Annotated in this window: 18 protein-coding genes and 1 pseudogene; 13 read left to right on the top strand and 6 right to left on the bottom strand. The window is 70.7% G+C overall.

Going from position 1 to position 19,215, the window contains the following annotated elements; translation table 11 throughout:
- Positions 1 to 322 precede the first annotated feature (322 nt).
- Entirely contained in the window at positions 323 to 808 is a 486-nt protein-coding gene (locus AOK17_RS21690; protein ID WP_245697269.1) for an ester cyclase, read from the bottom strand.
- Positions 809 to 842: 34 nt separating this feature from the next.
- Between AOK17_RS21690 and AOK17_RS21695 the strand changes: the two genes are divergently transcribed.
- The gene (locus AOK17_RS21695) at positions 843 to 1,421 is read left to right on the top strand and encodes a PadR family transcriptional regulator (RefSeq protein WP_055614180.1); all 579 of its coding nucleotides are present in this window, start codon (positions 843 to 845) and stop codon (positions 1,419 to 1,421) included.
- An 18-nt stretch (positions 1,422 to 1,439) separates the two neighbouring features.
- Positions 1,440 to 2,420 carry an NADPH:quinone reductase gene (locus tag AOK17_RS21700; RefSeq protein ID WP_055614181.1) on the top strand — a complete coding sequence of 327 codons (981 nt, stop codon included), beginning with the start codon at positions 1,440 to 1,442 and terminating at the stop codon, positions 2,418 to 2,420.
- A gap of 38 nt (positions 2,421 to 2,458) precedes the next feature.
- Here the strand turns inward: AOK17_RS21700 and AOK17_RS50810 are convergent, their stop codons facing one another.
- Positions 2,459 to 2,599, bottom strand: coding sequence for a hypothetical protein (locus tag AOK17_RS50810; protein ID WP_157881371.1), 141 nt, complete (start codon positions 2,597 to 2,599; stop codon positions 2,459 to 2,461).
- A gap of 216 nt (positions 2,600 to 2,815) precedes the next feature.
- Here AOK17_RS50810 and AOK17_RS21705 point away from each other — a divergent pair, with 216 nt between their 5' ends.
- The 3 genes and pseudogenes from AOK17_RS21705 to AOK17_RS21715 all read left to right on the top strand — a co-directional run bounded on the left by AOK17_RS21705 (position 2,816) and on the right by AOK17_RS21715 (position 5,160).
- On the top strand, positions 2,816 to 3,280 hold the full coding sequence (locus AOK17_RS21705) for a DUF4291 family protein (RefSeq protein WP_079053200.1): 465 nt from the start codon (positions 2,816 to 2,818) through the stop codon (positions 3,278 to 3,280).
- 164 nt (positions 3,281 to 3,444) lie between these two features.
- A pseudogene (locus tag AOK17_RS21710) lies at positions 3,445 to 4,367 on the top strand (DUF5829 family protein).
- 466 nt (positions 4,368 to 4,833) lie between these two features.
- Entirely contained in the window at positions 4,834 to 5,160 is a 327-nt protein-coding gene (locus AOK17_RS21715; protein ID WP_245697271.1) for a hypothetical protein, read from the top strand.
- Between the two features lie 53 nt (positions 5,161 to 5,213).
- Here the strand turns inward: AOK17_RS21715 and AOK17_RS21720 are convergent, their stop codons facing one another.
- Positions 5,214 to 5,780 (bottom strand): TetR/AcrR family transcriptional regulator, encoded by a 567-nt coding sequence (locus tag AOK17_RS21720; protein WP_055614182.1) that lies wholly within the window; start codon positions 5,778 to 5,780, stop codon positions 5,214 to 5,216.
- 166 nt (positions 5,781 to 5,946) lie between these two features.
- Between AOK17_RS21720 and AOK17_RS21725 the strand changes: the two genes are divergently transcribed.
- Together AOK17_RS21725 and AOK17_RS21730 are read left to right on the top strand one after the other, a co-directional pair.
- Positions 5,947 to 6,885 (top strand): SDR family oxidoreductase, encoded by a 939-nt coding sequence (locus AOK17_RS21725; RefSeq protein ID WP_055614183.1) that lies wholly within the window; start codon positions 5,947 to 5,949, stop codon positions 6,883 to 6,885.
- Positions 6,886 to 7,020: 135 nt separating this feature from the next.
- Positions 7,021 to 8,004 (top strand): LLM class flavin-dependent oxidoreductase, encoded by a 984-nt coding sequence (locus tag AOK17_RS21730; protein WP_055614184.1) that lies wholly within the window; start codon positions 7,021 to 7,023, stop codon positions 8,002 to 8,004.
- A 32-nt stretch (positions 8,005 to 8,036) separates the two neighbouring features.
- On the opposite strand, the gene AOK17_RS21735 is transcribed toward AOK17_RS21730, so the two are convergent.
- Entirely contained in the window at positions 8,037 to 9,230 is a 1,194-nt protein-coding gene (locus tag AOK17_RS21735) for an FAD-dependent monooxygenase (protein WP_055614185.1), read from the bottom strand.
- Positions 9,231 to 9,502: 272 nt separating this feature from the next.
- Here AOK17_RS21735 and AOK17_RS21740 point away from each other — a divergent pair, with 272 nt between their 5' ends.
- Both AOK17_RS21740 and AOK17_RS21745 read left to right on the top strand, forming a co-directional pair.
- Positions 9,503 to 11,335, top strand: a complete 1,833-nt coding sequence (locus AOK17_RS21740; protein ID WP_157881372.1) for a tetratricopeptide repeat protein — start codon at positions 9,503 to 9,505, stop codon at positions 11,333 to 11,335.
- 254 nt (positions 11,336 to 11,589) lie between these two features.
- On the top strand, positions 11,590 to 13,188 hold the full coding sequence (locus AOK17_RS21745; RefSeq protein WP_055614187.1) for a protein kinase domain-containing protein: 1,599 nt from the start codon (positions 11,590 to 11,592) through the stop codon (positions 13,186 to 13,188).
- A 52-nt stretch (positions 13,189 to 13,240) separates the two neighbouring features.
- On the opposite strand, the gene AOK17_RS21750 is transcribed toward AOK17_RS21745, so the two are convergent.
- Positions 13,241 to 13,630 carry a VOC family protein gene (locus AOK17_RS21750; protein ID WP_055614188.1) on the bottom strand — a complete coding sequence of 130 codons (390 nt, stop codon included), beginning with the start codon at positions 13,628 to 13,630 and terminating at the stop codon, positions 13,241 to 13,243.
- 136 nt (positions 13,631 to 13,766) lie between these two features.
- On the opposite strand from AOK17_RS21750, the gene AOK17_RS21755 reads away from it, so the two are divergent.
- The 3 genes from AOK17_RS21755 (at position 13,767) to AOK17_RS21765 (ending at position 16,993) form a co-directional block, all read left to right on the top strand.
- Positions 13,767 to 14,816, top strand: a complete 1,050-nt coding sequence (locus AOK17_RS21755) for an ABC transporter substrate-binding protein (RefSeq protein ID WP_055614189.1) — start codon at positions 13,767 to 13,769, stop codon at positions 14,814 to 14,816.
- 90 nt (positions 14,817 to 14,906) lie between these two features.
- On the top strand, positions 14,907 to 15,875 hold the full coding sequence (locus AOK17_RS21760) for a FecCD family ABC transporter permease (RefSeq protein WP_055614203.1): 969 nt from the start codon (positions 14,907 to 14,909) through the stop codon (positions 15,873 to 15,875).
- Positions 15,872 to 16,993 carry a FecCD family ABC transporter permease gene (locus AOK17_RS21765; RefSeq protein WP_055614190.1) on the top strand — a complete coding sequence of 374 codons (1,122 nt, stop codon included), beginning with the start codon at positions 15,872 to 15,874 and terminating at the stop codon, positions 16,991 to 16,993. The genes AOK17_RS21760 and AOK17_RS21765 overlap by 4 nt, the downstream gene beginning before the upstream one ends.
- A gap of 81 nt (positions 16,994 to 17,074) precedes the next feature.
- On the opposite strand, the gene AOK17_RS21770 is transcribed toward AOK17_RS21765, so the two are convergent.
- A complete protein-coding gene (locus AOK17_RS21770; protein WP_055614191.1) occupies positions 17,075 to 18,115 on the bottom strand; it encodes an NAD(P)-dependent alcohol dehydrogenase in 1,041 nt (346 codons plus the stop codon).
- Positions 18,116 to 18,288: 173 nt separating this feature from the next.
- Here AOK17_RS21770 and AOK17_RS21775 point away from each other — a divergent pair, with 173 nt between their 5' ends.
- Entirely contained in the window at positions 18,289 to 19,197 is a 909-nt protein-coding gene (locus tag AOK17_RS21775) for a helix-turn-helix transcriptional regulator (RefSeq protein WP_055614192.1), read from the top strand.
- Positions 19,198 to 19,215: the final 18 nt, after the last annotated feature.

The raw sequence follows: 19,215 nt of genomic DNA on the forward strand, positions 1-19,215 counted from the left end.
CACAGACCTGTGCTGCCATACGACCCATGGGTGATGCCACTGGTGGACTGTCGGTATTCGAGGGTTGCAGTATTCGCCGTAGCGCGAGCAGTTCCGTACCCGGCTCGGTCACGTCAGCGGTGACAAGGTGTAAAGCTCTCGCCGTAACGGGCGCTGTCTGCGCGAAGACGCCGGATCAAGAAGAAGACCGGCCTCTTGCGGTGAACCCGCGCCGGCCGCCCGCGCTCCGGTGCGGGCCTTCGCCCTGGGCCACCGCGCCGTACGGCCCCTTCCCGGCAGCGGCAATCTCGCGCGGCAGAAGGCTCACCCGGCGCTACGAGGTTCACGGCGCCGGTACGGCACCGATCTGCTGCATCACTCCGAGGAGATCGGGCTGGCCCCGTTCGCCGACGATCCGGCCGTCGGCCAGGTAGTAGAAGTTCATGGCCTGCACCGAGATCTTGTTGCCGCTCGCCGGGATCCCGAAGAATTCACCGTCGTGGGTTCCCCGCATGGTGAACCGCGCGGCCACAGTGTTGCCTTCGGTGACTGTCTCCTCCAGCGTCCACTGGACGTCGGGGAAGGCGCTGCGCATCATCCCGATGACTTCCATGTACCCATCGGGCCCCCGCAGTGGTTCCGGGTGACTTGGCGCGTGGAACACCGCGTCCGGAGAAATGACCTCGCGGGCGAGATCCTCGTTGCCCGTGTTGATGAACTCGACGAAACGGTTCATCACTGACTCGGTGGACTGCGACGGCATCTTGCTGTGCCTCTCCAGAGACGTTTGGGCGGATATCTGCAAGCGTAACATCGAATCGATGTTCACGTCGATTCGATGTTACGCATGCGAAGATGGACTCATGCTGGAACTCGCGATACTCGGCTTCCTCGCCGAGGGACCCCTGCCTGGACACGAGCTGCGCCGCCGCGTCTCACAGCTGAGCGGCTATACGCGGCCGGTCAGTGACGGCAGCCTGTATCCGGCGATCAATCGCCTGACCAGGGCGGGCTTGATCGAGCGGCGCGCAGACCCGGCCGCGGGAGCGGCCCGGTACGTGCTCAGCCTGACCGCGGCCGGACGGGCCGACATGCTTCAGCGCCTGCGCAAGCCCGCCGACCACGAGATCACCGACTTCACCCGGTTCTACGTCGTCCTGGCCTTCCTCTCCCACCTGCCCGACGTGGCCGAACAGCACGCGGTGCTGCGCAGGCGGCTGGAGTTCCTGGAAGAGCCGGCGAGCTTCTTCTACGACAACGAGCGGCCCCTGCGTGCCGAGGAGGTCGCCGACCCCTACCGGCGGGGCATGCTGCTCACCGCCCGCGCCACCAGCCGCGCCGAACGGACCTGGCTGCGCGAGACCCTCGGGGAGAAGCCGCCCGCGTTCGACACCGCCTGCACCGACAACGATCTGCATGCGCCCGCCGCTCCCGCGAGCTGACTGCCCACGGAGGTACCCATGCTTGCTTCCTGGTACGACGACCAGGGCCCCGCCGCCGATGTCCTGCACGTCGGCGAACTCCCTGATCCCGGCCCCGGCCCCGGCGAGGTCCGCGTCCGCGTCACCGTCTCGGGCGTCAACCCCGGCGACACCAAGAAACGGCGCGGCTGGCTCGGCTCGTCCATGCCCTTCCCGCGAGTGATCCCGCACAGCGACGCCGCCGGAGTCATCGACGCGGTGGGCGCCGGAGTCGACGCCCACCGCGTCGGACAACGGGTCTGGGTATACGGCGCCCAGTCCTACCGCCCCTTCGGCACGGCCGCCCAGTACACCGTCGTACCCGACCACCAGGCCGCACCCCTGCCCGACCACCTCAGTGACGAGTTGGGCGCGAGCCTCGGCATCCCCGGCATCACCGCCCACCGCGCCGTCTTCGCCGACGGCCCGGTCGACGGCCAACTGGTTCTGGTCCACGGAGTTCTCGGCGGTGTCGGCTCCCTGGCCGCCCAGCTCGCCCACCGGGCCGGCGCCACCGTGATCGCCACCGTCCGCCGAACCGCGGACCTCGACCGCGTCGACCCGGCCGTCGCCCACGCCATCGCCCTGGACACTGGCGAGCCCGCCGCTGCCATCCGCTCGTACGCGCCGCGGGGCGTCGACCGGATCGTCGAGGTCGCGCTGTCCGACAACGCCGATCTCGACAACGCCGTCGCCGCCAACAACGCCGTCATCGCCGCCTACGCCACCCGCACGGACCGCACCGAGATCCCCTTCTGGCCGCTGCTGTTCAACAACGTCACCCTGCGGCTGCTCGGCAGCGACGACTTCCCCGGCGAGGCCAAGCGCCAGGCCGCCCGCGACCTCACCTCCTCCGCCGCCGTCGGCGCCCTCACCGTCGCCCTCGGCGACCGTCACCCGCTGGACGACATCGCCAAGGCCCACGACCACGTCGACGCCAGCGGTGGCCACGGCCGCATCCTGCTCACCATCCCCCAGTAGCGCAGCCTCGGAACACCGCCCTGCTCAACTACCTGGCCCTACGGGTCGGCCCGTCGCGCTGCCAAGTAATCGGACCAGTTCCCGCCGGCGAGGGTGGCCCAGCGTTCGGCTGTCTCGGGGTGGATGCCGAGCAGGTCGGCGATGACCATGGGCGGCAGGTCTACCAAGGCGTCCATCATGGCGGTGTTCCGTGCAGCGCGGGCGGGCAGACCGTGGTGTCTCAAGGTGTCGGCGAGGCCGAGGGGGTTGCGCGGGCGTCCAGGGCTGTGACCGGGCAAGAGGTATCTGCACCCCGCGGTGTTGCTGTGCCGGGGGCTGTGCTGCAGCTGATCGTCGATGAGGCGGGCGAGCTTCGGCGGGAGCACGAAGGGGTGGTGGCTGACCGTCAGGCAGGTATGCCCCTGGTCGTGGCGAATGTGGTCGTCGGTGAGTTCGACGATGCGGGTCAGGGGGAGGGCGTAGGGGCGGACGAGAGCAGCCGCGACGGCTTCGAGTGGGCGCTGCGGCACGCGTGCCTGTCGAGCTACGTACGTGGGGTGCACCCCGACCGTGCCACCTGGCAGCGACAGGTCAAGCAGGCCCCGGCCCGCGTCCAGTGGGATCCCGAGCGAGATCTGCACCTGCGGCCCCTGGCGTACCGTTCGCTCCAACTCGGGCTCTGCGGTGAGGCCGTGCGGCGTTACGCGGACGAGTGGACGGTCGGTATCAGCGACGTGACTCCGCTTGCCCACGAGGTCCGCGCGCTCGTCAGTGGCGGCGACCTGGATGCCGCGGCCCGACTGTCCATGAACAGGCACTCATTAGGCAGCCGAGTGCCGACTGCCGACCATGGGCACATGGCAGCGCAGGCTCGCCGGTAACGGCGTTCCCCGTCCGCTCGGGGTGGCACCGATGCCAGGAACGTAGGGAAGTGGCGCCTCATCTCACGTCACGCTTCGGTCATTTCGGCCTCGTCCGAAATGAACAGCAGCCGCACGCTCCCCGCCCTACGATCCCCCACATGCTGATTCGTCGGACATTACGGATGATCATCGTGCTCGCTGTGGCTCTCACCGGTGCGGTCGGGGGTGGTGTGGGGACAGCACAGGCCGAAGGGGGCGACCGGTCGGCGCACGATCGGCAGTTGCTGTTCTACAACCACTCCTACGGTGTCTTCGACCGGGAGACCGCAGACGCCATCGAGCACTCCGACTACCTGCGGGACTTCGCCAACTTCCAGGTCCGTACGACGACCGGTACCGGCGGACAGACCTGGACCGGCCGCTATCTGATGGGCCGCGAGACCTATCTCGAACTGTTCGGAGTCGGTGACATCGCCGGCCAGGACGGCACCCTCGGCTCCGCCGGGCTCGGCCTCTCGACCGAGCGGGCGGGAGACCTGACGACGGTCACCGAGCGGCTGAAGGACGAGGGTGTCGCCGACCCGGTCGAGTTCCTCCAGACGCGCGACTTCGGTGACGGTGTCCCCGTGCCGTGGTTCGACGCCATCCTCACCACCACGGAGTATGACGCCTTCGGGGCCTGGGCCATGGAGTACCGGCCGGAGTACTTCGCCGACCCGCGCGGCAAGACCGAGCCGGCGAGCTTCCCCGGTGACGTCGGACGCGAGCGCTACCTGTCCGACGACTACCGCACCCATCTGATGCGTGACGTGACCTCCGTCCACCTCGCGGTCACCGAAGGCGACCTCGCCGACAACGTGCCGCTGCTGCGGGCCGGCAGGTTCGCCGTCCGGACCCTGGGCGACGGTGGCGTCGTCGCGACGCGTGGCGGCACCACGATTCGGTTCACCACCGTCCCGCGCGACCAGGCGGGGCTGCGGCAGTTCGAGTTCTGCTCAACCGGCCCGTGAAGGACCGCCACGTGGAGCAGATCGGCCACTCGAACCTCGTCGTCGGCCCGGGCAGCCGCGCCGTGTGGACGTTCGCCGAGAACGGCACCAAGTAGGCAGCGGGCAGTAGGCCGTGGGCGCGCCCTTGACGAGGGCGCGCCCCACTCGCGCCTGGAGCGTGGCGCGGATCGTCTCGGACAGAAACTGAATCTCACGTTCCCCTCAGCGTTTTCGCTGGGATCTTGTTTGCCGTGGTGACGTGCCGCAATATCAGGTGATCGCGGGCGGGGGCATCACGACCGGTTGCCCCCACTCGTCCGACCAGGGGGAACCGTCATCCGAATTCCAAGAGCGGCCTCGCCGCTGATCGCATCGAGCCTCGCGATGGCCGTGCTGGCCCTTGCGGTTGCCTGTACGTCCGATCAGCGGGCGAACGTCGCCAGTACTCCGGAGCCTGCTGCTCCCGGCACAACGGCAACCGCCTCCTCCCTCAGCCCTGAACAGGACTCGGCCCCGAACGCGGACGCGGACGCGGACGCAGAGGCAGAGGCAGAGGCAGAGGCAGACTCGGACTCCGACCCAGTGAAGGACCCGCCCGAGTTGGACGACTCCGAGACCGTCGTCGCCAGTCAGGGTGAGACCCGTGGCGGTGGCACCTTCGAGTTCGGTGAGGGTGAGAAGGGTGATGCCCTGATCATCGCCGTCCGGTGCCAGGGCAGAGGGAAGATCGAGGTCTCCGTGAAGCCGGTGAACGTCGGCTTCCCGTTGGAATGCGTCGATGGCAGAGCAAGCACCACCACGGGCACCGCCTACAACCAGGTCGACGTCGCGGGAGTGGAGAAGAAGGGCACCGTCTCGGTTCTGGCGCCCTCGTCGGTGCGGTGGTCCATGACGATCGGCCGCGGCTAACCCTCAGCAAATCCGGCTTACGCGGCCACCCACCCGCGGTTACCCACCCGCCATCACCCGCCCCCCGTCACCACCTTGAGCTCGTCCAGTGACTCGCGCAGGAAGTCCGCCAGGGGGCGGTCGCCGTTGTCGGTGACCCAGCGTTCGAAGCCGACCTTGAAGACCGTTATGCCGGCCTCGGCGGTGAGGGTCGCGGCCGGGTCCTTGACGCCGCGGCGGCGGAGTGTGGCGGCGAGGGCCGCGGACAGGGACGCGAGCTTGATCAGCTCGCGCTCGCGCAGTTCCGCGTTGGCCACGATGACGGCCTGGCGCTGCCGGGAGTGCTCGTGGCGCTCCAGGAAGAAGGCGGCGACGGTCTCCAGCGTCGTGGCCATCGCGTCGATCGGCGCGGCCACCTGCGGAACGTCGGCGAGCGTGTCCACGAAGGCCTGCTCCAGCGCCTGCGACCCCCCGAAGAGCACCTCGCGCTTGTCGGCGTAGTGCCGGAAGAACGTCCGCTCGGTCAGCCCCGCACGCTCGGCGATCTGCGCGGCGGTCGTCTGCTCGTACCCGCGCTCGCTGTAGAGATCCAGCGCCGCCTTCTCAAGCCGCCCGCGTGCGTCCGGCTCCCATCGACTCATGCCCCTGATCGTACGCGATGACAGTGACTGACATCAGGCGCTACGGTTGATGTCAGTCACTGACATCGGCTCGTTCGCCGCCGCGCACAGGACGCACACCCGCGCATTCCACGCGCATTTCACGCGCCCGCGGCCAGGACGGTCGACCTACCCGGAGGTTCTCCTCATGCGTGTGTTCGTCACCGGCGCGTCCGGCTGGATCGGTTCGGCCGTCGTTCCGGAGCTCATCGGCGCCGGCCACCAGGTCGTCGGGCTCGCCCGCTCGGACGCCTCGGCCGTCGCTCTCGTCGAGGCCGGCGCCGAGGTGCGCCGCGGCACGCTCGACGATCTCGACACCCTGCGCGACACGGCTGCCGAGTCCGACGGCGTGATCCACCTCGCCTTCAAGCACGACATCGCGTTCAGCGGCGGCTTCGAGGACGCCGCCGACGCGGACCGGCTCGCCATCGACACCTTCGGCGAGGCGCTCGCCGGATCCGACCGCCCGTTCGTCATCGCGTCCGGGACGCTCGGGCTGGCGCCGGGGCGGGTCGCCACCGAGCAGGACGGTCAGGCGTCGTCCGGCCCGGCCGGCGGCCACTGGGGCGCAGGCCCGCTCAAGCGGCTGGCCAACGCCCACGCCACGGCCGCCCTCGCGGACCGCGGCGTCCGCTCCTCCGTCGTACGGCTTCCCCCGACCGTGCACGGCGACGGGGACCACGGTTTCATGGCCACCGCGGTGAGCATCGCCCGCGAGAAGGGCGTATCCGGCTACATCGGCGACGGCGCCAACCGCTGGCCCGCCGTGCACCGGTCCGACGCCGCGCACCTCTTCCGCCTCGCACTGGAGAGCGCTCCGGCCGGCTCCACGCTGCACGCGATCGCGGACCAGGGCGTGCCGATACGTGCCGTCGCCGAGGTGATCGGGCGGCAGCTCGGTCTGCCCGTGGCCTCGGTCTCCCCCGACGACGCGGCCGGGCACTTCACCTGGCTGGCCGCCTTCCTCGCCATGGACAGCCCCGTCTCCAGCGCGTACACCCGCGAACTGCTGGGGTGGCAGCCGACCGGGCCCGGGCTCCTCGACGACCTCGACAAGGGCCACTACTTCGCCGCCCCGTCCGTCTGACCGCCCCACGGTTTCCACCCGACGGCACCGGCCCGCCACCGGCACCGACCGACCCCGCCGGCCCTCGACACAGCAGCCGATCCACCGTACGTACAACGGCAGTTGGAGATGGCGGACGATTTCTATACTGGACCGATGATCACCGTTCCGCTCAGCGCGCTCGAAGTGGCCATGGTCCAGACGGGTACTCCGGCCGAGGACACGTTGCGAGACACCACCGAGTTCGCCCGACGCGTCGAAGAGCTCGGTTATCTGCGGCTCTGGTACGCCGAGCATCACCATTCCCCGGCCATCGGAGCGTTCCCGCCCGTCGTACTGACCGCCCACGCGGCCGCGTCGACGGCGTCCATCCGGCTCGGCTCGGGGGGCGTTCTCGCTCCGAACCACGCCCCGATCATGCTGGCGGAGCAGTTCGGCACGCTGGCCGCGCTGCACGGGGGCCGGATCGACCTGGGCATCGGCCGGGGCCCGGGCACGTTCGACGAATCCACGGCGCGGGCCCTGCGCCGCGGGGCCGGTCCGACGACGGACGACGAGTACCGCGACGACGTGTCGTCGACGCTGCGGCTCCTGGTGGACGAGGTCGGGCTGGACCCGCTCCCCGAGCCATGGCTGCTGTCCTCCAGCACGGCCGGTGCCGCGCTCGCCGCGGAACTCGGACTGCCGATCGCCTTCGCCCATCACATCCGTCCCGACAACACCCTGGCCTCGCTCGCCCACTACCGCGAGCGCTTCTCCCCGTCCCGCTGGTGCGCGAGCCCGCGCGTGCTGGTCTGCGTGGAAACGGTGTGCGCCGAGACGGACGAGGAGGCGGCCCGACTCGTCGGCCCGATGGACGTCATCAAGGTCGGGCTCCTCCAGGGGCGAGGCGGCATCCCCTTCCCCACGCCCGAAGAGGCAGCCGCCCACTCGTTCACCGCGGAAGAGGCACAGGTCCTGGCAGGCTTCCGCGCCCACCAGGCCCAGGGCTCACCCGAGACCGTCGCGAAGCAGCTGACAGACCTGGTGGACCTGACCGGAGCGGACGAACTCATGCTCGTAACGCCCGTCCATTCGCTGGCCGATCGGCTGCGGTCGTACGAACTCGTCAAGCAGCACGTCATGATGCCGACGGCCTGACCCAGGCCTGGCCCCACGACGGTGGTCGTTCGTCAAGGGCGCCGATCGGGACGCCGATCGTCAAGGACATCCACCGCCCACCCCGTCGCCTGGGGCAGGAAGACGTGCTCGGCCGCGTACGCCGACATGCGGGCGTTCCGTGCCCGGGCCTCGTGGCCGTCCGGGAGGTGGAAGTCGTCGCCCGCCCGTGCGGAGTTGGCCTGCATGCTGGTGGCGGTCGCCAGGCGGCGGCGTACGTACCGGTCGAGGGCGTCGGGTACGTCGGCCGGGGTCGCACCCGTGAGGGCGTCGCCGAGTACGGCCGCGTCCATGATCGCCTGTGCCGCGCCCTGGGCCTGGAACGGGACCATCGCATGGGCGCTGTCGCCCAGCAGGGTCACCCGGCCGACGTTCCACCGCGCGAGCGGCACCCGCGTATGGATGCCGTAGCGGAACACCTGGCCCGCGCGTTCGAGGATGTCGAGCACCCGGGAGTCCCAGCCCTCGAACTCGCGCAGTTGCTCGCCCGGTTCCGCCCGAGCGGTCCACGACTCCGCCACCACGTGCGCCTCCGCCGTGACGACGGCCACGACGTTGAGGAGCTCCCCACGACGCACCCAGTAGTGGACGAAGTGTCGGCCCGGACCGAGCCAGATGCCGAGGTCGGGCAGGTCCAGATCGGCCACCTGGTCGGCCGGGAGCAGCGCCCGGTAGGCGGCGGTCCCGGAGAAGACCGCCTTGTCCGCGCCGAAGAGCCACTGGCGGGCGGCGGACCGTATCCCGTCGGCGGCCACGACCAGGTCGGCGCGCAGGCGCTCGCCGCTCGCCGTCGTCACGGTGGCGGACTCGTCGTCCTGGTCGATGCCCACGACAACGGTGTTCAGACGCACCGACGAGGGCGGCACCGCGGCGGCCAGGGCCTGATGCAGATCGGCCCGGTGGAGCAGCAGGTAGGGCGCCCCGAACGCCTCCTCGGCTTCACGCCCCAGCGCGTAGCGGCAGATCTCGGCCCCGTCGGACCAGGTGCGGAAGCTCAGGTGGGAGGGGCGGGCGGCCTGTGCGGCGACCGCGTCGAGTAGGTCCAGCCGGCGCAGCAGACGCGTGGCGTTGGGCGCGAGCTGGATCCCGGCACCGATCTCGGTGAACCGAGCCGCCTGCTCGACCAGCGTGACCTCGTGACCGGCCCGGCGCAGGCTCGCCGTCGCCGCCAGTCCCCCGATACCCGCTCCCACGACGACCGCTCGCATGCCACGCCCCCATGCCGACCGCTCAACTGCGACGACCTCACATCGGTGAACCCGGTCGTCGGCCGTCGGCCCGCGCAGGCTATCGAACACAACTCCACTGCCGTACGGGGCATTTCGGCCCACGTTGAGGCTGTTGCGTGCCGCTCGAAGGGAGGTGGCGTGCCGCCAGGACGACGGCCGAAGAACGCTGTTGACGTCCGGCCGGGTGTCACGTGTGGTGGCGCTCCGTCATGATGCTGGCACTACAACGGCATGCCAGCAGGGGGCAGAGCGTGCAACACAAACGCCACGCGAGGCTGGGCGCGGCAGCGGCCGGGGCCTTGGCGCTGGTAACCGTCCTGCTGGGGCCGGTGACGAACTACGCGAGCGAGTCCGTTCCCGGCTGGGCGCGCAGCCCATGGGTGGCCTGGTGCGTCTTCGCGCTGCTCGCGCTCCTCGGCACGGCCCTGGGTCTGGCGAGCAGACGCCTCGATCTGGAGGCGCCGGTTTCCAGCCAACTGCTTCAGGTGGGCGCGACCGCCGCGACCGGGCTGAGCTCGCTTCGGGCTCCGCACGTCATTCCGGCTCTGGTGCGGGGCCGTGAGCCGGAACTGGCCGTCCTCACCCGCCTGTTACGGAATCCCGCGGACCGTTTCGCCGTGCTCTGCGGGGTGGGCGGCATCGGAAAGACCACCGTGGCCGCGACTCTGTGCGCCCAGGCGAAGAGCGCCGGATACACGGTGTTCTGGGTCCGGTGGCGCGATCACGTCGATCTGGCGAAGCACCTCACCCAGGTCGCCCTCGCATGCGGCCTGCCGCTGAGTGCTCTGGAAAGGGCTCACGCGGGTCACGAGAACCTGCCCGACACGGTGTGGCAGCAACTGGCCCGCACCCGCAAGTGGCTGATGGTCATCGACGACGCGGACGAGACGAGCAGGATAGGCCCGGAGCCGGAGAAGATACGGAACTACCGAGGCTGGATCCGCCCGGAGGGCGGGGGTCTCCTGCTCGTGACGAGTCGGGACACCAGCACGGACACGTGGGGACCGTGTGCCGAGGTCCTGCGGCTCGCACCGCTGACCGTCCACGCGGCCGCGCAGGTCCTCGCGGACGCGGCCCCCAGAGCGGGAACGCTACGAGAGGCCGAGGCGCTGGCCACTCGCCTGGGCGGTCTGCCACTGGCTCTGCACTCGACGAGCGCCTACCTCACCAGGCCCACGAGCCGCTACCAGACCTTCATGGCGTACCGCGGCGCCCTGCTGGACGACATGCACTCGCTTCTCGGGGCGGAAGACCCCAACGCCGCCGACCCCGAGGTGGCCCGGCAGGCCGTACGCCACACCTGGGAGCTCTCGCTTGACCAGCTGAGCAACGAAGGGCACTCGCTGGCACGCCCCTTGCTGCGGCTGCTCGCTCTCTTCGCGGAGGCGCCCGTACCCCTGTCTCTCGTCACACCGGGTCTGCTGGAGTCCGCTCTTCGAGCGACGGTCACCCAGGGAAGCCTGGACGCCGCGCTTGCCGGCCTGAACCGCTACGGACTCCTGGGTATCCCCGATGCCTCGGCGACGAGCGGCGACGCCCGCACGATCACGCTGGACCCCCTGGTCCGCCAGATCAACATCATCGCCCTGACCGAAGAGGCCGCCGACGTCACTCGCTGGCATTCCGCCGTCGCGCAACATCTCGCCGACGCCGTGACGGCCATCCGCGCGAGCGGACGGTCCGGCTGGGCGGTGGCGCGCGTACTCGCCCTCCACATCCCTCTCCTGCTGCATCAGGACAGTCAGCTCCCGCTCGGCGACGCCCGCCGTCCGGTGCACTCTCTCGCCAATCTGCTGAAGGAGGCCGGTCTGAATGCCGAGCGGCTCGCTCTGCGTCAGATCATGCTGAACGTCGACAACCGTGTTCAGGGGCCCGAACACCGCGACACCCTCGCCAGTCGCGACAACCTGGCCGGCGCGCTGTTCGACCTCAGGGACTACCGGCAGGCCGCAGAGCTTCACCGCCAGACCCTCGACATCCGCCGGCGCACCTTGGGACCCGAGCACCCCGACACGCTCACCAGTCACAGCAGTCTCGCAGCGGCCCTCGCCGCCCTGGACCGGCCCACAGGACCGGCGGCGTAGAGCAGCGAACGGCGGCGCAGGGCAGCGAGCCCGACTCGCCGCAGACCCGACTCGCCGCAGACCCGCCCCGCCCCGCCGCAGACTCTGCGCAGACGACTCGCCACAGACTCGGCACAAACGCGGCACAGACCCGGCCCAACACGCTCACTCGGCCCACCTCCGCGCGCCCCGCCAACTACGCTGCTCCTCGATTCAACTACCAGGCCGCGACGCGTTGTTGGAGCGGCGAGGCCGATCCCTGGGGTGCAGCTTTCATGAAGAACCTTCAGCCTTCGGATCCGTCGTCCATCGGCGGCTACCCGCTTCTGAACCGGCTCGGGGCGGGAGGCATGGGGCAGGTGTTCCTGTCCCGTACGCCGTCCGGGCGTCTGCTGGCGCTGAAGACGATCCGTGAGGATCTCAGCAGTGATCCGGGGTTCGAGGAGCGGTTCGCGCGCGAGATACGCAACAGCGACCGGGTGCGCTCGCCGTGGACCGTGACCGTCGTGGACTACAGCCCGCCGGGCCAGCGTCCGCAGTGGCTGGCCACCGAGTACGTACCGGCGCCGTCGCTCGACGAATGGGTGGCGCGCCACGGCCCGCTGCCCGAGGCCGCGGTCCTCTCGCTCGCCGCCGAACTGTGCGGCGCGCTGCAGTCGGTACACCAGGCCGACCTCACGCACCGGGACGTGAAGCCGGGCAACGTCCTGCTGGCCCGCGACCGTCCGCGGCTGATCGACTTCGGCATCGCGCGGGCCGCCGACGACCCCCGGCACACCCAGGTCGGCGGAGTTCTCGGTTCGCCCGGCTTTCTCGCGCCGGACCAGGCCGTCGGTGGTGTGCCGGCCGAGCCCGCCGACGTGTTCTCGCTGGCCGCGGTCCTGGTGTACGCCGCCACCGGTCACGGCCCGTTCGCGCGCCCGCAGGAGAACGTGGCCATGGCCGCCCTGGTCTACCGGGCCGTCCACGAGGCGCCCGACCTCCAGGGCGTTCCGCCGACCCTGGTCCCCGTACTCGCCTCATGTCTGGCCAAGGCTCCGGGCGACCGCCCCACCGCGGCCGAGCTGGGCAGGCGCCTGGAGCAGATCGGCGCCCGTACCGGCAACTGGCCGGACGTCCGCCCGCCGGCCCTCGCCACGGAACTGACGGCGCACGAGCAGCCGACGCACACCCTCGTCGACCCGCGGCCCGACCTCCCGCCCGACCTGCGAGCCGGCTCGCAGACCCACGCGCAGCCGCACCTCCCGCACCAGCAGCAGACCCAGTCCTTCACGGCTCCCGGCCCCGATCACCCGGCCGCCGGGCCGACCCTGGACAGCACCGTCCTGGCCGCCCCCGGCACGCCCGAAAGACGCCGGCGCCCCCTCTGGCAGGTCGTCGCCGTCACCGCGGCGGCCGTCGTCGCCGTGGCTGCCGTCTCGGTCGCCGCGTACGCCGGTATGTCCGGTTCCGGTTCGGGTTCGTCGGACGACTCCTCCGGTGGCGCGAAGACCCGGCCCTCGGCCTCTGCCGAGGTCACGAAGCCGGTGAAGCCGGCGAGCCCGGTACGCAGGAGCCTCGAGGCCGTGTACGACCTGGGCGTCGGAGAGTCCGTGCAGACCACCAAGACGAAGCTGGTCATGCAGCGGGACGGCAACCTCGTGATCACCGACAAGCAGGACCGCCCCCTCTGGGCCGCCGCGACATCCGGCACAGGCAACACCGCCCGCTTCCAGGACGACGGCAATCTGGTGGTCCACAACAGCGCCGGGAAACCCGTGTGGGCCTCGCAGACGTTCGGCCACCCGGGAGCGGTCCTGGTCCTCCAGGCCGACGGCAACGTCGTGATCAAGTCCGGCGAGGCCGTGCTGTGGGCGGCGAAGACCGTCCACTAGCCGATGGCCGACGGCCGACCGGTCCCGCAGGCCGAGCCGCCGCCGATGCCGCCTACCCCTGACCCCCACTCCCATAAGGCCGCGTAAGAATCTCCAGGTTGTGGCCGTTCGGGTCGTCGAAGTACGTGCCGCGGCCACCGTCGTTCGTGTTGATCTCTTCGACATGGCGGTGGAAGGGGTCCGCCCAGTAGGTCAGACCCGCGTCCCGGATGCGGGCGAAGATCGTGTCGAAGTCGTCCTCCGAGACCAGGAACGCGTAGTGCTGGGGCGGGATGGGCCCGGTCGCGTCCATGTAGTCGAGGGTCACGCCGTTGGGGATCCTGACCGGGATGAACGGGCCGTACTGCGGGCTCACCTCCAGGCCCAGGATGTCGGCGAGGAACCGGGCCGAGGTCTTCTTGTCATGGGCGGCGACGATCGTGTGGTTCAGCTCGACGGTCATCGTGCGTACGACCTTTCTTCGCGTCTCCCCTCCACGCTAGGCGCCCCCACGACGGACGCGCAGCCCCGGAAGTGGCCACTCCGGAAAGCGGGATAAGGTAAGCCTTGCCTTATAGATCGAAAAATCGGAGAGAGTCGTGCGCACATCGGGATTGAACGCCGTCCTGGCCGTGACCGTGGCCGGCGGACTGATGGCCGGATGCGCGTCGTCGGAGAGCGGCAAGAGCAGCGAGGGCGGCGGCAAGAGCGCCCGCAACCCCGTCGCCGGCGCCTCCGAGGGCCCCTCCGCCGCGCCCAGCGCCCTCGCCGACGGCATGGGTACGAAGGCGGCGGACGGCGAGTTCCCCCGTACCGTCAGCCACTTCAAGGGCAAGACCGAGATCGGGGCCGCGCCGAAGCGGATAGCCGTGCTCAGCACCGGGCAGCTGGACGACGTGCTCACCCTGGGAGTCGTACCGACCGCCACCACCCGCGCCGACAACGCCGGACTCGTGCCCGGCTACCTCGCCGACGCCTTCCCCCGGTACAAGAAGCAGCTCGCGAAGATGACCGACGCGGGCACGCGGGCCGCGCCCAACCTCGAAACGCTGGCCACCGCGAAGCCCGACCTCATCCTCGCCAACGACTCGCTCGGTGACCTCTACCCCAAGCTGTCGAAGATCGCCCCGACCGTGATCACCGCGGGCAACGGCATCAACTGGAAGCGGGACCTGCTGCTCGTCGGCGACGCCGTCGGCAAGGGCGAGCAGGCGCAGAAGCTCCTCGACGAGCACGCGGACGAGGCCGCCGCGGCGGGCACGAAGGTCGACGGGAAGAACACCGCGGTCTCCATGCTGCGGTTCACGCCCGACCGGACCCGGATGTTCGGCGTCTCCTCCTTCACCGGTTCGATCGCCGTCGACATGGGGCTCGGACGGCCCAAGTCCCAGCAGTTCAACGCCATTTCGGAGGACATCGGCGCCGAGAGCATCGATGTCGCGGACGGCGACTGGATCTTCTACTCCGTGCAGGGCGCGCAGGACAAGACCGACGCCGGGAGCGTCCTCGCCCGGCCCCTCTGGAAGTCGATGAAGGCCGTCGAGGCCGGGCACGCCGTCAAGGTCGACGACGACCCCTGGTACCTCAACGCGGGCCCCACGGCGGCCGACCTGGTCGTGAAGCAGCTCACCGAGTCACTCGGCAAGTAGGTCCGCGAGCACGTGACCACGCGCACCGCGACCGTACGCACATCCCGTGCCTCCGTACGCAGCTCCCGCGCCTCCGTACGCGCCTCCTGGCTGCTGGTCGCCCTCCTCCTCACCCTCGTCGCGGTGGCCCTCAGCCTCGCCGTCGGCACCCGGCAGGTGCCGCTGTCCGCCGTGCTCGACGCGCTGCTGCACGGCGGCGGCTCACGGGACGCGCTGGTCGTACGGTCGCTGCGGCTGCCCCGTACCGCCGTCGGGCTCACCGCGGGGGCCGCGCTCGGCGTCGCGGGGGCGGCACTGCAGGCCGTCACCCGCAATCCGCTGGCCGACCCCGGAATCCTCGGGCTGAGCCAGGGAGCCGCGGCGGGGGTCGTGTTCGCGATCACGGGCGGACTCGCCAACGGCTTCGGCGGCTACGTCTGGTTCGCCTTCGTGGGCGCGGTCGTCGCCGCCTGCCTGGTGTACGCCGTCGCCTCGCGCGGCCGGGGCGGCGCCTCGCCGGTCAAGCTCGCGCTCGCCGGAACCGCGCTGTCCGCGATGGTCGGCGGGGCCACCACCGTGGTCCTGACGTCGAGTTCGGCGACGCTCGACCAGTTCAGGTTCTGGCAGGTGGGCGCGCTCGGCGGACGCGACGCGGGAACGGTCGGGCAGATGCTGCCCTTCCTCGTCGCGGGCGCGCTGCTGGTGCTCGGCTGCGCCCGCGGCCTGGACGCACTCGCCCTCGGCGACGACACCGCGCGTGCGCTGGGCCACAAGGTCCAGCGCGTACGGGTCTGCGCGGCGCTCGGCGCGACCGTCCTGACCGCCGCCGCGGTGGCCGCCGCCGGGCCGATCGCCTTCATCGGTCTCGCCGTACCGCACCTGGCCCGCCGCCTCGTCTCGGGCGGCCACCGCTGGACCCTGCCGCTCTCCGCCCTGCTCGGGGCGGCCCTGCTGCTCGCGGCGGACGTCGCGGGACGGGTGGTCCGCGCCCCCGCGGAGGTACCGGCCGGGGTGATGACGGCTCTCGTGGGCGTGCCGGTCCTGGTCGTTCTCGTACGCAGGAAGGGAGCGGCTTCGTGACGACGGCATCCCGGCGCCCGCCCGAACAGGCAACACCCCCAAGGCCGTCCCCGGACCCCGCTCACCCCCACTCGGCGGGCCTCTCCGTACTCCGCCGCCGCTCCTTCTCGCTGCTCCTGCACCGCCGTTCGGCAGCCGTGGTCGTCGTACTGCTGCTTCTCCTGGCCGGCGTGATGGTGCTCTCGGCGTGCGTCGGGCAGACGTACGTGTCGCCGGGCGAGGTCTGGCGGGTCCTGCGCGGCCACGGCGGCCCGTACGACCTGATCGTCGGGGAGCTGCGGGTCCCGCGGATCGTGCTCGGCGCGCTGGTCGGCGCCGCGTACGGGCTCTCCGGGGCACTCGTGCAGACCGTGACGCGCAACCCGCTGGCCAGCCCGGACGTCATCGGCGTCGGCCACGGGGCCGCCGCCGCCACGGTCCTGGCGCTCGCCACCGGCGCGGTCGCCTCCCCCGGCGCGCTCCCGGCGGTCTCCGTGGCGGGCGGTCTGGGGGCCGCGGCGCTCGTGTACGTACTGGCCTGGCGGCACGGCATGCAGCCCAGCCGGTTCGTACTGACCGGGGTCGGCATCGGGGTGGCCCTCTCCGCGGTCGTCCAGCTGTATCTCACGGAGAGCGAGCTGGGCGCGGCCGAGCAGGTCAAGCTGTGGCTGACCGGCAGCCTCAACGGCCGCGGCTGGGATCAGGCGGTACCCCTGGCCTGGATCCTCCTCCTCGCCCTCCCCGCCCTGGTGTGGGCGAACCGGGCCCTGCGCCCGCTCGGCCTCGACCCCGACACGGCCGCCGCCCTGGGCGTCCGCGTCCACCGGACCCAGCTCGCCCTGACGGTCCTGGGCGTGATCCTCGCGGCAACGGCCACCGGAGCGGCGGGCCCGATCGGCTTCGTCGCCCTGACGGCCCCCCAACTGGCCCGCCGCCTGACCCGCACACCCCAACTACCACTGGCGGCCTCGGCGTTGACGGGTTCGGTGATCCTGGTAGCGGCGGACCTGGCGGCCCGCACGCTGATGCCCCCACTGGAAATCCCAGTGGGGGCACTGACGGCGCTGGTGGGCGGCCCGTACTTGCTATGGCTGCTGGCAGGCGGCCCTAAGGGACAGGGGCGCAGCCCCGTCCTTTAGGGGCGCGGGGAACTGCGCGCCCGGCTACGGCGAACCCGCACCCAATACGGCAGGGCACCCCAGCGGAGCGAACCCGCAGAGCTAGATCGTCGCAACGTCGATCACGAACCGGTACCGCACATCACTGTTCAGCACCCGCTCGTACGCCTCGTTGATCTCGCCCGCGCTGATCAGCTCGATCTCCGCCCCGAACCCGTGCTCGGCACAGAAGTCCAGCATCTCCTGGGTCTCCTGAATGCCACCGATCCCGGAGCCCGCAAGGGTCTTGCGGCCACCGATCACCGAGAAGAGGTTCAGGGAGACCGGCTCCTCGGGCGCGCCCACGTTCACGAAGGCGCCGTCCGTCTTGAGGAGGGACAGGAAGGTGTCGAGGTCCAGCGGGGCGGACACGGTGGACAGGATCAGGTCGAAGGAACCGCGCAGTTCCTTGAAGGTATTCGGGTCGCTGGTCGCGTAGTAGTGGTCGGCGCCCAGCTTCAGCCCGTCGTCCTTCTTGCGCAGGGACTGCGAGAGAACGGTCACCTCGGCACCGAGTGCGTGCGCGATCTTGACGCCCATGTGACCGAGACCGCCCATGCCGACGACGGCGACCTTCTTGCCGGGACCGGCGTTCCAGTGCTTGAGCGGGGAGTACGTGGTGATGCCGGCGCACAGCAGCGGCGCGGCCTCGTCGAGGGCCAGGCCCTCGGGGATACGGACGGTGAAGGCCTCGTCGACGACGATGTGCGTCGAGTAGCCGCCGTAGGTGGGCTCGCCGTCCTTGCCGATGGCGTTGTACGTGCCGACGTTGCCCCGGGTGCAGTACTGCTCCAGGCCCGCCTCGCAGTTCTCGCACTCGCGGCAGGAGTCGACCATGCAGCCCACGCCCACGCGGTCGCCGGCGGCGAACTTGGTGACGCCCGGGCCGACCTCGGTGACGATGCCGGCGATCTCGTGGCCGGGGACCATCGGGAAGATGGCCTCTCCCCAGCCCTCGCGGGCCTGGTGGATGTCGGAGTGACAGATGCCGGCGAACTTGATCTCGATCAGAACGTCGTGCTCGCCGACCGGGCGACGCTCGATGGTCGTGCGCTCCAGCGGAGCCTTGGCGGCGGGAGCGGCGTATGCGGCGACAGTGGTCATGCCGGGGGTTCTCCTAGGGAGGGGTTCTGCGCCCGGCCTGCCTTCCGGCCGGGCACGGCGTCCAGCCTGCTCCTCTTCCGAGCAGTCACCCAGACCACGGCTTTGCGTACGTTCGCTGGTCCTACTACTGGTGGGGGCAGGTTCGTATGCGTACGACCGTGAATACTGGACGTATGGATGAACAGCCCTCTCAGGAGCCCGCCGGGCGGCCGCTGGACCGGCGTGCCGAGCTCAGCGAGTTCCTGCGCACGCGCCGGGCCCGGCTGAAGCCCGAGGACGTGGGGCTGCCGGACTTCGGGCGGCACCGCCGGGTGCCCGGGCTGCGCCGCGAGGAGCTGGCGCAGCTGGCCGGGGTGTCAGTGGCGTACTACACACGGCTTGAGCAGGGAAATGGGCGGAACGTGTCCGCGGAGGTGCTCGACTCGATCGCGCGCGCTCTGCGGCTGACGGGGGCCGAGCACGCGCATCTCACGCATCTCGCGAAGCCGAAGCAGCACAAGAAGAAGCCGTCGGTCCGGCCGCAGCAGGTGCGGGTCGCTCTGCGGGAGCTGATCGACACGTTCGACGGGGTGCCCGCGTATGTCGTGGGGCGGCGGTCGGAGATTCTCGTCTGGAACCGGATGGCCGCGGCCGTCTTCGGGGACTGGGCGGAGGTGCCTCCGCAGGAGCGGAACTGGGCGCGGATGGTGTTTCTCAAGCCCGAGTATCGCGAGCTGTTCGTGGAGTGGGAGCAGAAGGCTTCCGACATGGTGAGTTTTCTGCGGATGGACGCGGGGTGCCACCCCGACGATCCGCGTCTCTCCGCCCTGGTCGGCGAACTCTCCGTCAAGAGCGAGGAGTTCCGGCGGCTCTGGGCGACGCACGACGTCAAGGAGAAGAGCCACGGCGTCAAGCGCCTTCACCACCCGCTGGTCGGCGAACTCACCCTCTCCTTCGAGTCCTTCCGTCTGGTCGACGACGACGAACAATCCATGATCACCTACCACGCCGAACCGGGTTCCCCGTCGTTCGACGCACTCCGCCTCCTGGCGAGCTGGGGCACGGACGCGACGCGGGCGGGCACGTCGACGCCCCAGTCGTAGGTTTCTCGCCCCCGCCGC

It is taken from the genome of Streptomyces phaeochromogenes (genome assembly GCF_001418655.1).
GTDB classification, from domain to species: Bacteria; Actinomycetota; Actinomycetes; order Streptomycetales; family Streptomycetaceae; genus Streptomyces; species Streptomyces phaeochromogenes.

What these genes read in the sequence shown, in the direction of transcription:
- AOK17_RS21700 (WP_055614181.1), top strand. Translation starts at nt 1,440, where the DNA reads ATGCTTGCTTCCTGGTACGACGACCAGGGCCCCGCCGCCGATGTCCTG.
- AOK17_RS21695 (WP_055614180.1), top strand. Translation starts at nt 843, where the DNA reads ATGCTGGAACTCGCGATACTCGGCTTCCTCGCCGAGGGACCCCTGCCT.
- AOK17_RS21730 (WP_055614184.1), top strand. Translation starts at nt 7,021, where the DNA reads ATGATCACCGTTCCGCTCAGCGCGCTCGAAGTGGCCATGGTCCAGACG.
- AOK17_RS21735 (WP_055614185.1), bottom strand. Translation starts at nt 9,230, where the DNA reads ATGCGAGCGGTCGTCGTGGGAGCGGGTATCGGGGGACTGGCGGCGACG.
- AOK17_RS21705 (WP_079053200.1), top strand. Translation starts at nt 2,816, where the DNA reads ATGCCCCTGGTCGTGGCGAATGTGGTCGTCGGTGAGTTCGACGATGCG.
- AOK17_RS21775 (WP_055614192.1), top strand. Translation starts at nt 18,289, where the DNA reads ATGGATGAACAGCCCTCTCAGGAGCCCGCCGGGCGGCCGCTGGACCGG.
- AOK17_RS21745 (WP_055614187.1), top strand. Translation starts at nt 11,590, where the DNA reads ATGAAGAACCTTCAGCCTTCGGATCCGTCGTCCATCGGCGGCTACCCG.
- AOK17_RS21770 (WP_055614191.1), bottom strand. Translation starts at nt 18,115, where the DNA reads ATGACCACTGTCGCCGCATACGCCGCTCCCGCCGCCAAGGCTCCGCTG.
- AOK17_RS21720 (WP_055614182.1), bottom strand. Translation starts at nt 5,780, where the DNA reads ATGAGTCGATGGGAGCCGGACGCACGCGGGCGGCTTGAGAAGGCGGCG.
- AOK17_RS21725 (WP_055614183.1), top strand. Translation starts at nt 5,947, where the DNA reads ATGCGTGTGTTCGTCACCGGCGCGTCCGGCTGGATCGGTTCGGCCGTC.
- AOK17_RS50810 (WP_157881371.1), bottom strand. Translation starts at nt 2,599, where the DNA reads ATGATGGACGCCTTGGTAGACCTGCCGCCCATGGTCATCGCCGACCTG.
- AOK17_RS21750 (WP_055614188.1), bottom strand. Translation starts at nt 13,630, where the DNA reads ATGACCGTCGAGCTGAACCACACGATCGTCGCCGCCCATGACAAGAAG.